At 68.7% G+C, this 14,185-nt stretch carries 13 protein-coding genes; 8 read left to right on the top strand and 5 right to left on the bottom strand.

Going from position 1 to position 14,185, the window contains the following annotated elements; genetic code table 11:
* Positions 1-2: 2 nt before the first annotated feature.
* The 3 genes from rsgA to AC1D2O_RS14620 form a co-directional block, all read right to left on the bottom strand.
* On the bottom strand, positions 3-944 hold the full coding sequence (rsgA, locus tag AC1D2O_RS14630) for a ribosome small subunit-dependent GTPase A (RefSeq protein WP_478090226.1): 942 nt from the start codon (positions 942-944) through the stop codon (positions 3-5).
* 17 nt (positions 945-961) lie between these two features.
* A complete protein-coding gene (locus tag AC1D2O_RS14625; RefSeq protein ID WP_478090225.1) occupies positions 962-1,300 on the bottom strand; it encodes a 4a-hydroxytetrahydrobiopterin dehydratase in 339 nt (112 codons plus the stop codon).
* A gap of 225 nt (positions 1,301-1,525) precedes the next feature.
* Positions 1,526-2,794, bottom strand: a complete 1,269-nt coding sequence (locus AC1D2O_RS14620) for a M48 family metallopeptidase (RefSeq protein ID WP_478157275.1) — start codon at positions 2,792-2,794, stop codon at positions 1,526-1,528.
* Positions 2,795-2,911: 117 nt separating this feature from the next.
* On the opposite strand from AC1D2O_RS14620, the gene orn reads away from it, so the two are divergent.
* Complete coding sequence (gene orn / locus AC1D2O_RS14615; protein WP_478157274.1) at positions 2,912-3,499, top strand: oligoribonuclease; 588 nt, start codon at positions 2,912-2,914, stop codon at positions 3,497-3,499.
* Between the two features lie 247 nt (positions 3,500-3,746).
* The gene (locus AC1D2O_RS14610) at positions 3,747-5,645 is read left to right on the top strand and encodes a DEAD/DEAH box helicase (protein ID WP_478157272.1); all 1,899 of its coding nucleotides are present in this window, start codon (positions 3,747-3,749) and stop codon (positions 5,643-5,645) included.
* Between the two features lie 84 nt (positions 5,646-5,729).
* On the opposite strand, the gene AC1D2O_RS14605 is transcribed toward AC1D2O_RS14610, so the two are convergent.
* The gene (locus tag AC1D2O_RS14605) at positions 5,730-6,215 is read right to left on the bottom strand and encodes an Lrp/AsnC family transcriptional regulator (RefSeq protein ID WP_478089422.1); all 486 of its coding nucleotides are present in this window, start codon (positions 6,213-6,215) and stop codon (positions 5,730-5,732) included.
* 138 nt (positions 6,216-6,353) lie between these two features.
* On the opposite strand from AC1D2O_RS14605, the gene AC1D2O_RS14600 reads away from it, so the two are divergent.
* From AC1D2O_RS14600 to AC1D2O_RS14580, 5 genes are all read left to right on the top strand, one after another.
* A complete protein-coding gene (locus tag AC1D2O_RS14600; protein WP_478089421.1) occupies positions 6,354-7,370 on the top strand; it encodes a 1-aminocyclopropane-1-carboxylate deaminase in 1,017 nt (338 codons plus the stop codon).
* A gap of 173 nt (positions 7,371-7,543) precedes the next feature.
* The gene (locus tag AC1D2O_RS14595; RefSeq protein ID WP_478089420.1) at positions 7,544-8,617 is read left to right on the top strand and encodes an NAD/NADP octopine/nopaline dehydrogenase family protein; all 1,074 of its coding nucleotides are present in this window, start codon (positions 7,544-7,546) and stop codon (positions 8,615-8,617) included.
* Positions 8,607-9,605 carry a 3-hydroxybutyryl-CoA dehydrogenase gene (locus tag AC1D2O_RS14590; RefSeq protein ID WP_478157270.1) on the top strand — a complete coding sequence of 333 codons (999 nt, stop codon included), beginning with the start codon at positions 8,607-8,609 and terminating at the stop codon, positions 9,603-9,605. Before AC1D2O_RS14595 ends, AC1D2O_RS14590 begins: the two co-directional genes overlap by 11 nt.
* Positions 9,602-10,402 carry an alpha/beta fold hydrolase gene (locus AC1D2O_RS14585; RefSeq protein WP_478089418.1) on the top strand — a complete coding sequence of 267 codons (801 nt, stop codon included), beginning with the start codon at positions 9,602-9,604 and terminating at the stop codon, positions 10,400-10,402. The genes AC1D2O_RS14590 and AC1D2O_RS14585 overlap by 4 nt, the downstream gene beginning before the upstream one ends.
* The gene (locus AC1D2O_RS14580; protein WP_478089417.1) at positions 10,399-11,343 is read left to right on the top strand and encodes a quinone oxidoreductase family protein; all 945 of its coding nucleotides are present in this window, start codon (positions 10,399-10,401) and stop codon (positions 11,341-11,343) included. The genes AC1D2O_RS14585 and AC1D2O_RS14580 overlap by 4 nt, the downstream gene beginning before the upstream one ends.
* 12 nt (positions 11,344-11,355) lie before the next feature.
* Here AC1D2O_RS14580 and AC1D2O_RS14575 read toward each other — a convergent pair whose 3' ends face one another.
* Positions 11,356-11,889 (bottom strand): MarR family winged helix-turn-helix transcriptional regulator, encoded by a 534-nt coding sequence (locus AC1D2O_RS14575; protein ID WP_478157268.1) that lies wholly within the window; start codon positions 11,887-11,889, stop codon positions 11,356-11,358.
* An 83-nt stretch (positions 11,890-11,972) separates the two neighbouring features.
* Between AC1D2O_RS14575 and AC1D2O_RS14570 the strand changes: the two genes are divergently transcribed.
* Positions 11,973-14,150 (top strand): thiamine pyrophosphate-dependent enzyme, encoded by a 2,178-nt coding sequence (locus AC1D2O_RS14570; protein WP_478157266.1) that lies wholly within the window; start codon positions 11,973-11,975, stop codon positions 14,148-14,150.
* Positions 14,151-14,185 lie beyond the last annotated feature (35 nt).

Genomic DNA, 14,185 nt, shown 5'->3' with positions numbered 1-14,185 from the left:
CGTCAGTATTTGCTCTGGCTCAGCTCGGCGAACAACTCGCCGTAGATCCGGTAGCGCGAGACGCTGATCGCGCCTTCGTGCGAAGGCGACGCCACCTGCGCGATGACGCCGCAGCCCGGCTCGTGCAGGTGCGTGCAGTTGTAGAACCTGCAGGCCGTGGCGTGTTCGGCGATGTCGGGCATCAGGTGCGCGAGCTGCATCGGCTCGATGTGGTGCAGCCCGAACTCCTGGAAGCCCGGCGAGTCGATCAGCGCCGTGGTCCGCGCCGCGTCCACCCAGTACCAGGTGGTGCTGGTGGTGGTGTGCTTGCCCGAGTTGAGGGCCTGCGAGATCTCTCCGGTCAGCGCGCGGGCGCCGGGCACTAGCAGATTGATCAAGGTGCTCTTGCCGGCGCCGGAGGGCCCGAGCACGAGGGTGACCTTGCCCGCCAGCAGTTCGGTCAGCTCGGCATGGCCAGCGCCGCCTTCCGCCGTCAGCGACATCGGCAGCACGCGATAGCCCATGCGGCGATAAGGCGCGAGCCGTCCCGAGGCCCGTTCGAAGGGCACGGCCAGATCGCTCTTGTTGAGCGCGATGACCGGCGTGATGCGCTCGGCGCCGGCCGCGATCAGGGCGCGGGTCAGCTGGGTTTCGGAGAACTCGGGCTCGGCCGCGATCAGGATCAGCACCTGGTCCAGGTTGGCCGCGAAGGACTTGGTGCGGATCTCGTCCTGGCGGTAGAACAGGTTCTTGCGCGGCAGCACCTTCTCGATCGTGCCCTCGTCCTCGCTGGCCTGCCATTGCACACGATCGCCGACCAGGGCCTGGCTCTTCTTGCCGCGCGGATGGCAGATCAGGCGCTCGCCCTCGGGCGTCTCGACCAGGCAGTGGCGTCCGTGGCCGGCGACCACCAGTCCGTCGCGCAAGGCAGCGCCGCTGCTGCCGCCGCGCTGCTGCTTAGCCAAGGGTGCGATCCATGCGGTCAGGGCCCAAGCAGTGCGTCGGCCTGGGCCGCGCACTCGAAGTCGGTCGCGGTGAGGCCGCCGACGTCGTGCGTGTTGAAGCGCACGACGCAGCGGTTGTAGTGCACCGAGAGGTCGGGATGGTGGTCCTGCCGGTGCGCCACCAGCGCCAGTGCGTTCACGAAGGCGATGGTCTCGAAGTAGTTGGCGAAGCCGAAGCTCTTCTCGATCGCGACATTCGGGCCATCGCCCGTCAGCTTCCAGCCCTCGAGCCGGGCCAGCCCGGCCACGATCTCGGTGGCGCTCAGCGCCCGGCGGGCCTCGGTCTTCCAGTCCTTGATTTTCAGCATGCTGCTCATGGTCTGATCCTGGTTACTCTTGCGCGTCACGTGACCCGCAACGCTTCAACCCGGCGCAGCTTAATGCCAGGGATACCGCGGAACCGGCTTTGCCGGGCCGCTGGTATCGCCCCCTTGAGGGGCTGAGGTCCGCGGCTCCAAGCCTGCCTGCGCAGGCTTGGACGGACCCGAAGAGCCGCTGCCTCTGGCAGCGACTCGGGGCGCCGCAGGCGCTTCGGGGGTGTTTCATACAGACATCCGCGCCAAGCGCTCGGAGGCCGGCGGATGCGAATAGTAGAACTTCACGAAGACCGGGTCGGGCGTCAGCGTCGAGGCGTTGTCCTGGTAGAGCTTGAGCAGGGCGGCCGACAGGTCGGCGCCGCTGGTCTGCGCGATCGCATAGGCATCAGCCTCGAACTCGTGCTTGCGCGACACCAGCACCGGCAGTGGCGCCACGAAGAAGCCGAACACCGGCATCGCCAGCATGAAGAGCAGGACCGCGAGCGCGTCATTGGGCGCCGCCAGGTTGGGCTGCACGCCCAGGCCGGTGTAGAACCAGGTGTGGGCCGACAGCCAGCCCAGCAGCGCGAAGCCGGCCAGGCTCAGCGCGAACATGGCCGCCATGCGCTTCATCACGTGCTTGTGGCGGAAGTGGCCCAGCTCGTGCGCGAGCACGGCCTCGACCTCGCCGGCACTGAGCTGGCGCAGCAGCGTGTCATAGAAGACCACACGCTTGCTGGCGCCGAAGCCCGTGAAGTAGGCATTGGCATGCGCGCTGCGCTTGCTGCCGTCCATCACGAACAGGCCCTTGGCCGCGAAGCCGCAGCGCTGCATCAGCGCGTTGACGCGCGCCTTGAGGGTTGCGTCGTCGAGCGGCTTGAACTTGTTGAAGATCGGCGCGATGAAGGTCGGATAGACCAGCATCAGCAGCAGGTTGAAGCCCATCCATACGGCCCACGCCCACAGCCACCACAGCTTGCCGGCGGCGCCCATGAGCCAGAGGATCAGCGCCGCGATCGGCAGCCCGATCAGCGCGCCCAGCAGCAGGCCCTTGGCGGCGTCCGCGAGCCACAGCCGCCAGGTCATCTTGTTGAATCCGAAGCGCTCCTCGAGCCTGAAGGTCTGCCACAGCGTGAAGGGCAGCTCGGCGAGGCCGCCGATCAGCGCGAAGGCGGCCAGCAGCGCGAGCTGCTGCCACATGCCGCTGCCCATTGCGTCCAGCAGCACCCGGTTCAGCAGGTCGAGGCCGCCGAACAGGGTCCAGGCGAGCAGCAGGGCCGCGCTCCAGGCCGTCTCGAGCAGGCCGAAGCGGGTTTTCGCGACGGTGTAGTCGGCGGCTTTCTGGTGTGCCGCGAGCGTGATGGCCTGCTGAAAAGGCGCCGGCACGGCGTGGCGGTGGCGCGCGACATGGCGCACCTGGCGGCTGGCGAGCCAGAACTTCATGGCCAGGCCCGCGACCAGCGCGAGCGCGAAGGCCATCGTGAGAATGAGGGAGGCGGGCAGGGCGGAGGACATGGCGGCTGAGTTTAGCCCCCGCCTACCGGCCGCCAATCCGGGTCGCCCTGTCGGCCTGCTGCCAGCAGGGGCGTCCGGCGCCGGTCCGGGCGCGGGGCCATCGACGACAATCGCCCGATGCCTGAAACCATCGAATCGACCGCCCCCGCCACGCTCAAGAAGAGCGACCAGAACCTCGTCTGGCTCGACTGCGAGATGAGCGGCCTCGACCCCGAGAAAGAGCGCCTGCTCGAGATCGCGGTGGTCGTCACCGGCCCCGACCTGACGCCCTGCATCGATGGCCCGGTGCTGGTGATCCACCAGAGCGACGAAGTGCTCGATGCGATGGATGCCTGGAACAAGGGCACGCATGGGCGCAGCGGGCTGATCGACAAGGTCAAGGCCTCGACGCTGGACGAGGCCACGGCCGAGCAGCAGTTGATCCAGTTCATCTCGCGCTACATCCCGAAGAGCGGCTCGCCGATGTGCGGCAACACCATCGGCCAGGACCGGCGCTTCCTGGTCAAGTACATGCCCAAGCTGGAAGCGTACTTCCACTACCGGAACCTGGACGTCAGCACCCTGAAGGAACTCGCCAAGCGCTGGAAGCCGGCGGCCTACAACGCCTTCAAGAAGCAGCAGGCCCACACGGCGCTGGCCGATGTGCACGAGTCGATCGAAGAGCTCGCGCACTACCGGGAGACCTTCCTGCGGCTTCAGGATTGAGGTTCAGGATTAAGGATTAGGTAAAAACCCGAGTCCATGCGATAATCGATGACTTCGCTGAGAGAGCCTTTTCAGCGTTTTCTTGCATCTCCCTATCTTGCACATCGCGCCCGAGTCACAGTGAGTGACTGAATCACGGGCCGCAGCCCCGACGAGAGTCGAAGGCTGAACGTCGTTGGATGGTTGATGTTTTTCACCACCCGACGGGGCGCCGCCTACGGCAGCGCTCGCGTTTGAGATTGAATAAATGACCGACGCTTTTGAAGCGCAGGGCGAGTTCGCGCCTGTGCAATCCGATGATTTCGCTGTTTCCGCCGTGATCAGCGAGTCGCTTTCCGTTTCCAACGATGCACCCGAGCTCGAGGCTCTGGACGCGGTCGAGACCACCGCCGAGCCGAAGCTGCCGAACGGCTTCATCAAGCTGGGCCTGGCGCCCGAGCTGATCGCCGCGGTCGAAGACCTGGGCTTCACCCAGCCGACCACCGTGCAAGAGCAGGTAATCCCGCGCGCCATGACCGCCAGCGGCGGTGCCGACGGCGCCACCCGCTTCGTCGACCTGATGGTGTCGAGCCAGACCGGCAGCGGCAAGACCGCGGCCTTCCTGCTGCCCGTGCTGCACACCCTGCTGCAGCGCCAGGCCGAAGCCGAAGCTGCCAGCAAGGCCGAGTTCCAGCGCCTGGCCGCCGAAGCCGCAGCCCGCGGCGAAGCGCCGCCGAAGAAGGCCAAGCGCAAGGATCCGACCAATTCGCGCCACTTCAAGGCCGCCACGCCCGGCGCCCTGATCCTGTGCCCGACGCGCGAACTCGCGCAACAGGTCGCGCACGACGCCATCGACCTGGTCAAGCATTGCCGCGGCCTGCGCATCGCCAACGTGGTGGGCGGCATGCCCTACCAGCTGCAGATCGCCAAGCTGCAGAACGCCGACCTCGTGGTCGCCACGCCGGGCCGCCTGCTCGACCTGCAGCGCTCGATGCAGATCAAGCTCGACCAGGTCAAGTTCCTGGTGGTCGACGAAGCCGACCGCATGCTCGACCTCGGCTTCTCGGACGACCTGGCCGAAGTCAACCAGCTGACGATCGAACGCCAGCAGACCATGATGTTCAGCGCCACCTTCGCGCCGCGCATCCAGCAGCTGGCCCAGCGCGTGATGCGCGAGCCGCAGCGCGTGACCATCGACAGCCCGCAGGAAAAGCACGCCAACATCAAGCAGAGCCTGTTCTGGGCCGACAACATGCAGCACAAGCGCAAGCTGCTGGACCATTGGCTGCGCGACACGACCATCAACCAGGCGATCGTGTTCGCCAGCACGCAAGTCGAGTGCGACGGCCTCGCCAACGACCTGCAGCAGGACGGCTTCAGCGCCGTGGCGCTGCACGGCGCGCTGAGCCAGGGCCTGCGCAACCGCCGCCTGATGGCGCTGCGCCAGGGCCAGGTGCAGATCCTGGTGGCGACCGACGTGGCCGCGCGCGGCATCGACGTGCCGACCATCACGCACGTGTTCAATTTCGGCCTGCCGATGAAGGCCGAGGACTACACCCACCGCATCGGCCGTACCGGCCGTGCCGGCCGCGACGGCCTGGCGATCACCTTCGCCGAGCAGCGTGACCGCCGCCGGATCTTCGACATCGAGGGCTACACCCGCCAGCAGTTCAAGCCCGAGGTGATCCCCGGCCTCGAGCCGCAGCAGCGCGCGCCGCAATCGCGTGCGCCGCAGGGCGACTTCCGTGGCCGTGACAGCCGCGACAACCATTCGCGCGACCGCAAGTTCGGTGGCGGCGGTGGCGGCCATCGCGGCGGCAACACCGGTGGTTTCGGTGGTGGCGGCAGCAACTACGCAGGTGCCAGCGGCTTCAACGACCGCAATGCACGCGGCCCGGGCGCCGGTGCGCCGCGCGGCTTCCAGAATGCGGGCAACGCCGGTTTCGGCGGCGGCCGCGATGAAGGCGGCGGCGGCTACGGCCGCAAGCCGGGCTGGGGCGACAGCGCTCCGCGCGGCGGTTTCGACAATGCCCCGCGCGGCGGCTTCGGCGGCGGCGCCGGTCGCGGCGACGGCTTCGCGCCGCGCGGCCATGCCGGCGGTGGTGGCGGCAAGGTGTTCGTGCCGCGCGACGCGCAAAGGCCGCGTGGGTTCAAGCCGACGCGCTGAGCTTGAGCGGTCGCGAGGCCGCATGTTGCTCTGAACGAAGCCCGCACTTGTGCGGGCTTTGTCGTTGTTGGCGGGCCCCGTCCGTCAAAGCGGCAGCTGCGTGGTCGACAGGACCTGTTTCAGCACCATGAACGTCCGGATCTGCCGCACGCCCGGCAGGTACAGCAGCTGCTCCGCGTGGAGGCGGTTGTAGCTGTCGTTGTCGCGCGTGCGCACGAGCATGAAGTAGTCGAATTCGCCGGTCACCACGTGGCACTCGAGGCAGCCCGACACCTTCTGCACGGCCTTCTCGAAGTCGGCGAACGACTCGGGCGTGGAGCGGTCGAGCACCACGCCGATCATCACCAGCGTGCCGCAGTCCAGCGCGGCCGGGTCGAGCAGCGCGACCACGCCCTTGATCAGCCCCATCGACTTGAGCCGCTCGACGCGCCGCAGGCAGGCCGGCGCGCTGAGGTTGACCTTGGCGGCCAGCGCCACATTCGACACCGAGGCGTCGCGCTGCAGCGCGCGCAGGATCGCGCGGTCGGTGCGATCGAGCTCATTCTTGGTTGGTAATTTTGTTGCGTACATTGAGAAAAAAGCAAAATAAAAACAATGATTCGCAGGCAATGACGAAGGTTTGGCGCAAGAAATCACTCTACTTCGCAACCATCGAAATGTCGATTGTCTCTACGATTCCGTTCATGTCTTGAACCAGGAGCCGTTGCAATGAACCTCGCCCAATTCCCTCGCTACCCGCTCACCTTCGGCCCCACGCCGATCCAGCCGCTCAAGCGGCTGAGTGCCCATCTGGGCGGCAAGGTCGAGCTGTTTGCCAAGCGGGAGGACTGCAACAGCGGCCTCGCGTTCGGCGGCAACAAGACCCGCAAGCTCGAGTACCTGATCCCCGAGGCGCTCGAAGGTGGCTACGACACGCTGGTGTCGATCGGCGGCATCCAGTCGAACCAGACGCGCCAGGTGGCGGCGGTGGCGGCACACCTCGGCCTCAAGTGCGTGCTGGTGCAGGAGAACTGGGTCAATTATTCCGATGCGGTGTACGACCGGGTCGGCAACATCGAGATGTCGCGCATCCTGGGCGCCGACGTGCGGCTCGACGCGGCAGGATTCGACATCGGCATCCGCAAGAGCTGGGAAGACGCGCTGGAGAGCGTGCGCCGGGCCGGCGGCAAGCCGTTCCCGATTCCGGCCGGCTGCTCCGAACACCCGAAGGGCGGGCTCGGCTTCGTGGCCTTCGCCGAAGAGGTGCGCCAACAGGAGGCGGAACTCGGCTTCAAGTTCGACTACATCGTGACCTGCGCGGTCACCGGCAGCACGCAGGCCGGCATGGTGGTCGGCTTCGCGGCCGACGGGCGCGCCGACCGCGTGATCGGGATCGATGCGTCGGCCAAGCCGCAGCAGACCTTCGACCAGATCCTGCGCATCGCGAAGCACACGGCGGCGCTGGTCGATCTGGGGCGTGACATCACCGACAGGGACGTGGTGCTCGACACCCGCTTCGGCGGCCCCGAATACGGGCTGCCGAACGAAGGCACGCTCGAGGCCATCCGCCTCAGTGCGCGGCTCGAGGCCATGCTGACCGACCCGGTGTACGAGGGCAAGTCGATGCACGGGATGATCGAGAAGGTGCGGCTCGGCGAGTTCCCGGCCGGCTCCAAGGTGCTCTACGCGCACCTGGGCGGCGTGCCGGCGCTCAACGCCTACAGCTTCATCTTTCGCAACGGCTGAGCGAGGCGGAGACAGCACTGCCGGTCGGTGCGATGGATCGGGGAACCGGGGTGCAACTGGTCACCGCCGTCCCATCAGTGGAAACGCGAACATGCCTTGCTTTTAGTTGACACATGAACCGATGAAAAGTAATGTATTAAAGCCCCATCCACTTCCAACCTCGACTGCAACCCATGAAAATCGCAATCCTCGGTGGCGGCCACGGCGCCTATGCCGCCGCCGCCGACCTGTCCGAAGCCGGCCATGAAGTGCGTCTCTGGCGCCGCGACGCCGCTGCGCTGGCACCGGTGGTGCAGGCCGCATCGATCACGCTGAAGGATGCGCAGGGCAGCCGCGACGTGAAGATCGCCCTGGCCACGGCCGATATCGGCGCGGCGCTGCGCGATGCCGAGCTGATCGTCATTCCGACGCCGGCGATCGCCCAGGAGGACATCGCCCGCGCCATGGCGCCGCACCTGGTCGACGGCCAGGTGGTGTTCCTGCCCCCGGGCACCTTCGGCAGCTACGTGATGGCGCGCCGGGTGGCCGAGGCCGGCAGCCGCGCCGACGTCGCCTGGGCCGAGACCGGCACGCTGCCCTATCTGGCGCGCAAGCACGGCGAGCGCGAGGTGAACGTGACGATCCGCGCCATCCGCCTGCCGACCGGCGTCTATCCGGCGCGCAAGGAAGCCCAGGCGATCGAGGTGATCCGCAAGGCCTATCCCGCGGTGCACGGCTGCGGAGATGCCCTCTCCGGTGCTCTGATGAACGCCGGCCCGGTGATCCATCCGCCGCTGATGGTGATGAATGCCGCGCCGCTGCAGCATTTCGAGCGCTGGGACATCCACAACGAGGGCACGCAGCGCGCGGTGCGCGACGTGACCGACCGGCTCGACCAGGAGCGCATCGCGGTGCGCGAGGCGCTGGGGCAGGGGGCGCCGCACTATCCGCTGGCCGACCACTACAACAACGACCAGTGGATGTACGGCGATGCCCACAAGCAACTGGTGAAGTCGGGCGACTGGCGCGAGAACATCGACCTCTACACGCACCGCTACATCACCGAGGACACCGAGCTCGGGCTGGCCTTCCTGGCCTCGGCCGCGCGCTTTGCCGGCGTCGATGCGCCGATCGCGCACGGGCTGCTGGCCATCGTCGGCGGCTTCCTCGGCCGCGACCTGCGCCGGGGACCGCGCACGCTGGAGACGCTGGGTCTTTCGGACCTGACGCCGGCTCAGCTCAAGGCGAGGCTGCACGATGGGCGCTGAACGGCCTCGTTTCGCGGCCGTCGGCGCGGGCCGGATGGGCCGCGGCATCGCGATCGCCTTCGCCTATGCGGGCCATCGGATCTCGCTGGTCGACCTGCGCCCACGCAGCGACGAGGCCTGGCAGAAGCTGCGCGGCGAGGCCGAGGCCGAGATCGAAGCCAGCCTTGCGGGGCTGGCCCAGCTCGGCATGATCGACGCGGCGCAGGTCGCTGCGATCGCGGCGCGGGTCGAGTTCGTGCCTGCGGCAGGCGCACCGGCCGCGCTGGCCGCGGCGGAACTGCTGTTCGAGGGCGTGCCCGAGACGCTGGAGGCCAAGCGTGAGGCCTTCGAGGCGCTCAACCGGCATTGCCGCGACGACGCGATCCTCACGTCGACCACCAGCAGCATCCTCGTGACGCAGCTGGCGGCGCTGGTGCGCCGGCCCGAGCGCTTTCTCAACATGCACTGGCTCAACCCGGCCTATGTGATCCCGGTGGTCGAACTGAGTTGCCATCCCGCCACCGACCCGGGCGTGCTCGCGCGCACCAAGGCCTTGATGGAGGCGATCGGCAAGCTGCCGGTGGTCTGCGGCGCCACGCCCGGCTACATCGTGCCGCGGCTGCAGGCGCTGGTGATGAACGAGGCGGCCCGCATGATCGAGGAGGGCGCCGCCACCGCGGAAGAGATCGACAAGGCCACGCGCTACGGCCTGGGCCTGCGCTTCGCGGCGCTCGGCGTGGTCGAGTTCATCGACTTCGGGGGCTGCGACATCCTGCATCACGCGAGCCGCGAGATGTCGGCCTCGATCGACAAGGCGCGCTACACCGCGCCGGCCATCGTGGACCGGATGGTGCAGGAGGGGCGGCTGGGGCTGAAGAGCGGCAGCGGCTTCTACGCCTACGAAGGGCGCGACGTCGGCGCCTATCGCCGCGACGTGCTGTCGCGCACGCTCGGCATGCTCAAGCACGCGGGTCTCTGGCAACCGCCCGCCGCAGAGACGCTGGAATGACCACCCGGCGCGCCTTCGCCGACCTGTCGGTGGGGCAGGTGCACTACGCCGAATGCGGCGCCACCCAGGCGCCGCCGGTGCTGCTGCTGCACCAGTCGCCGCGCAGCTGGACCGAGTACCGCGAGGTGCTGCCGCTGCTCGGCCAGCGGTACCGCGCGATCGCCATGGACACCGCCGGCTTCGGCGACTCGGCCGCGGGCGACGGGCCGGCCCGCATCGAAGGCTGGGCCCGCGTCGCCATCGAGCTGCTCGATGCGCTGCAGATCGAACGCGCGGACGTCGTGGGCCACCACACGGGGGGCGTGATCGCGGTCGAGATCGCGGCCAGTTTTCCGCAGCGGGTGCGCGGCCTGGTGCTGTCGTCCACGCCTTTCACCGACTCGAACTTCCGGCGCGCGCGCGCCGGGCGGCCGCCGATCGACGAAGTCGCGCCCAGCGGCGACGGCTCCCATCTCGCCGCCCTGTGGCAACGGCGCCAGGGCTTCTACCCGGCCGGTCGGCCGGAGCTGCTGGAAGCCTTCGTGCGCGATGCGCTGCGCGCCAGCGGCAGCCCCGAGGACGGCCATCGCGCGGTCGCCGCCTACCGGATGGAGGACTCCATCCATCGCGTGCTGCAGCCGACGCTGATCCTGCGCGCCACCGAGGACCCCTTCGCCTCGCCGCATGCGGCCGAACTGCAGCGCGAGCTGGCGAATGCGCGCACCGTCGACATCGCGGGCGGCATGGTGCCGCTGCCCGACCAGCTGCCGGAGGCCTTCGCGGCCGCGGTGCTCGAATTCCTGGAGACGCTGGCATGAAGGCGGTGCGCGTGCATGCCTTCGACGCGCCGCCCACTGTGCAGGAGCTGCCCGAGCCGCAGCTGCGCCCGGGCCGCACGATCGTGCGCATGGAGGCCGCCACGGTCGGCCACATCGACCGCACGGTCTGGCGAGGCAGCTTCCTGAAACACCCGCCCTTTCCCTATACGCCGGGCGTCGAGGCCGCGGGCGTCGTGGTCGCGAGCGCCAGCCTGGCCGCGGGGCAGCGCGTATGGCTGCGCGGCAGCGGCCTGGGCACGCTGGCCGACGGCACCTGGTGCGAGCAGATCGATGCGCCCGACGAGGCGCTCGGCCTGCTGCCGGACGCGGTGCCCGCGACCCTCGGCTCGGCCTTCTTCTCGCCCTGCACCTCGGCCTGGGTCGCGCTGCACGAAGTCGCCCGCGTTCGCGCCGGCGAGCGCGTGCTGGTGACGGGCGCTACCGGTGCGGTCGGCTCGCTGGTGGTGCAGCTCGCGCTCGATGCCGGTGCCGAAGTCACGGCGGTGGTGAGCCGCGCGGCGCAGGCGCCGTCGATCCCGGCCGCGGCAAAGGTGCTGGTGCTGGGGGACGACCCGTCCGCGACGTTGGCATCCGCGTCCGCTGACCTGCTGGTCGACACCGTCGGCGGACCGGTGCTTGCGGCCGCCCTGATGCAGGTGCAGGCCGGCGGCCGCGCGGTGCTGGTCGGCTACACCGCGGGCAACACGCTGGCCCTGGACCTTGCGCATTTCCTGCAGCGCGACGTGTCACTGCTGCCGCTCAACATGTTCCGCCGCGAAGCCGCCGGCCGCGCGGCGGCACCGGAGCTGCTGGCGCGGCTGGCCGACGGCAGGCTGCGGCTGGAAGTGCAGCCCTTCGCACTGGAAGAGGCCGCGGCCGCCATGGACTGGATCGGCCAGCGCGGCCATCGCGGCCGCGCGGTGCTGGTGCCTCGTCGCTGAGGCGCGCTCGCCTCACTCGTCGTCTTCGGCCGCCTCGCCCGGCGCACGCGCGTGCAGCTCGATGATGTGGCGCAGCGTGCTCTTGAGTTCCTCGGCGCGCTGCAGCCCGAAGGGCTCGAGCACGCGCAGCTCATGTTCGCGCGCCAGATCCATCAGGTGCTCGACCGCCTGCGTGCCCTGGGGCGTGATGCGCACCAGGGTGACACGCCGATCACTTTCATGAGGCAGGCGCTCGATCTGGCCCCGGGCTTCCATCCGGTCCAGCAGCCGCGTCACGGTCGGCTGCTTGGTCACCGTGACCTGGGCCAGCTGGCCGATGCTGATTGCCGCGCCGCCGGCCAGCGAGGCCATGACGCGCCATTCGGACACCGAAAAACCATGCTGGCGCGCGACCCGATGGAACTCGGACGAGATCAGCTGGCTCGCCTGCGCCAGCAGCGCGGGCAGGTAGTCGTCGACGAAGCGGCGGCCGGGCGCTGCCGCCTTTTCACTGAACGGCCCTGGACCCGTGGCGGGCACGATGCTTGCTTGTCTAGGGTTATTCATGATTGTGAATACATTCAGTTGTCAACATTATAGAGACCGCGATGTCGAGGTCGACGCGCAAGTCCCACGCATGAAAGGACACCATGGCAGAGCGATCGTTCGTCGAAGAAGTGAAGAAGCTGCGGCTCGCCGACGGCGAGGTGTTCCGCGGTGAAGGCATTCTTGCAGTCACCAAGGCGTTGCTGGAGTCAGGAGTTTCCTATGTCGCCGGCTACCAGGGCGCGCCGATCTCGCACCTGATGGACGTGCTGGCCGACGCGCAGGACATCCTGGCCGAGCACGGCATCCGTTTCGAGAACAGCGCCAGCGAGGCCACCGCCGCCGCGACGCTGGCGGCCTCGGTCAACTACCCGCTGCGCGGCGCCGTGACCTTCAAGGCCACGGTCGGCACCAACGTGGCCTCCGACGCGCTGGCCAACCTGGCCTCGGGCGGGGTGACCGGCGGCGCGCTGATCATCGTCGGCGAGGACTACGGCGAGGGCTCGTCGATCATGCAGGAGCGCAGCCACGCCTTCGCGATGAAGTCGCAGATCTGGCTGCTCGACCCGCGGCCCAACCTGCCCTCGATCGTCGAGGCCGTGAAGCAGGGCTTCGAGTTGTCCGAGGCCAGCCACACGCCGGTGATGCTGCAGCTGCGCATCCGCGCTTGCCACGTGCACGGGCACTTCGTCGCCGGCGACAACCGGCGCGCCAGCTTCACGCTCCAGGACGCGCTCGAGAACCCGCAGCGCGACGTCGGCCGCATCGTGCTGCCGCCGGCCAGCTTCGTGCACGAGCAGGAGAAGGTGCGCGACCGCTGGCCCGCCGCCGTGAAGTTCATCGAGGACCGCCGGCTCAACGAATTCTTCGCCGAGGGCGCCGACGACATCGGCATCATCGTGCAGGGCGGCAGCTACAACACGATGGTGCGCGCGCTCGAGCGCCTCGACCTGGCCGACGTCTACGGCAACTCCAAGGTGCCGCTCTACGTCATGAACGTGGCCTATCCGGTGATCGAGAGCGAGGTGCTGCGCTTCTGCGAGGGCAAGCGCGCGGTGCTGATCGTGGAAGAAGGCCAGCCCAACTTCGTCGAGCAGAACCTGGCGACCATCCTGCGCCAGGCCGGCTCGGCCACCGCGCTGCACGGCAAGGACATGCTGCCGGTGGCCGGCGAGTACACGGCGGCCGAGCTGCTCAAGGGCGCGCGCACCTTCGGCGAACGCTACGGCCGGCTGCAGCCGCTGCCGGCGCCGGTGCGCAAGGTGATCCCGCTCACCGAAGTGGCCGCTGTCGGCGTCGATGGCGCGCTCGAGCCCTCGCTGCCGCTCGGCGACAGCGTCCACGCGCGGCCGCCGGGCTTCTGCACCGGCTGCCCCGAGCGCCCGATCTTCAGCGCCATGAAGCTGGTCGAGCGCGAACTCGGCGCGCATCACGTGAGCGCCGACATCGGCTGCCACCTGTTCTCGATCCTGCCGCCGTTCAACATCGGCAACACCACGATGGGCTACGGGCTCGGCGGCGCGGGCGCCTCGGCGCTCAACGCGCCGGCAGGCAAGCGGGCGATCTCGGTGATGGGCGACGGCGGCTTCTGGCACAACGGCCTCACCAGCGGCGTCGCCAACGCGGTCTTCAACCGCAGCGACAACCTGACGATCGTGGTCGACAACAACTACACCTCGGCCACCGGCGGCCAGGACATCCTGTCGTCGAACGCCGTGAACGCGACGCGTAGCACCGGCCACGAGATCGAGCGCGCGGTGCGCGGCGTCGGCGTGAAGTGGGTGAAGACGCTGCGCCGCACCTACGACGTCGCCGGCATGCGCGATGCGCTCAAGGACGCGCTGACGACGAAGGAAAAAGGCCCGAAGGTGCTGATCGCGCAATCGGAGTGCATGCTGAACCGCCAGCGGCGCGAGAAGCCGCTGGTGCGCCGCGCGATCGCCGAGGGCAAGCGTTCGGTGCGCGAGAAGTTCGGCGTCGATTCCGACACCTGCACCGGCGACCATTCGTGCATCCGGCTCTCGGGCTGCCCGTCGCTGTCGATCAAGCCCAACCCCGATCCGCTGCGCACCGACCCGGTCGCGACCGTGCTCGACAGCTGCGTCGGCTGCGGCGTCTGCGGCGAGGTCTCGCATGCCGCGGTGCTGTGCCCCTCCTTCTACAAGGCGCAGATCGTCAGCAATCCGAGCCGCTGGGACCGGCTGCGCGAGAGCCTGCGCACGCGGGTGATCGGCTGGCTGCAAAAGGGCGAGGCCAAGCGCCGCGCGGCCTATGCCTTCTGAACCGAATTCCATGATGCGATCCATCGACCCGTTGT

The sequence above is a fragment of the Variovorax sp. P1_G12 genome (assembly GCF_056405555.1).
The sequence above is the reverse complement of the archived record's forward strand: the minus strand, read 5'-3'. Positions and strand labels throughout refer to the sequence as shown.

Excerpts from the sequence above, each read along its gene's own strand:
- AC1D2O_RS14605 (WP_478089422.1), bottom strand. The coding sequence starts at position 6,215 with ATGTACGCAACAAAATTACCAACCAAGAATGAGCTCGATCGCACCGAC.
- AC1D2O_RS14580 (WP_478089417.1), top strand. The coding sequence starts at position 10,399 with ATGAAGGCGGTGCGCGTGCATGCCTTCGACGCGCCGCCCACTGTGCAG.
- AC1D2O_RS14585 (WP_478089418.1), top strand. The coding sequence starts at position 9,602 with ATGACCACCCGGCGCGCCTTCGCCGACCTGTCGGTGGGGCAGGTGCAC.
- AC1D2O_RS14600 (WP_478089421.1), top strand. The coding sequence starts at position 6,354 with ATGAACCTCGCCCAATTCCCTCGCTACCCGCTCACCTTCGGCCCCACG.
- AC1D2O_RS14610 (WP_478157272.1), top strand. The coding sequence starts at position 3,747 with ATGACCGACGCTTTTGAAGCGCAGGGCGAGTTCGCGCCTGTGCAATCC.
- AC1D2O_RS14570 (WP_478157266.1), top strand. The coding sequence starts at position 11,973 with ATGGCAGAGCGATCGTTCGTCGAAGAAGTGAAGAAGCTGCGGCTCGCC.
- AC1D2O_RS14620 (WP_478157275.1), bottom strand. The coding sequence starts at position 2,794 with ATGTCCTCCGCCCTGCCCGCCTCCCTCATTCTCACGATGGCCTTCGCG.
- orn (WP_478157274.1), top strand. The coding sequence starts at position 2,912 with ATGCCTGAAACCATCGAATCGACCGCCCCCGCCACGCTCAAGAAGAGC.
- AC1D2O_RS14595 (WP_478089420.1), top strand. The coding sequence starts at position 7,544 with ATGAAAATCGCAATCCTCGGTGGCGGCCACGGCGCCTATGCCGCCGCC.
- AC1D2O_RS14590 (WP_478157270.1), top strand. The coding sequence starts at position 8,607 with ATGGGCGCTGAACGGCCTCGTTTCGCGGCCGTCGGCGCGGGCCGGATG.
- AC1D2O_RS14575 (WP_478157268.1), bottom strand. The coding sequence starts at position 11,889 with ATGAATAACCCTAGACAAGCAAGCATCGTGCCCGCCACGGGTCCAGGG.
- AC1D2O_RS14625 (WP_478090225.1), bottom strand. The coding sequence starts at position 1,300 with ATGAGCAGCATGCTGAAAATCAAGGACTGGAAGACCGAGGCCCGCCGG.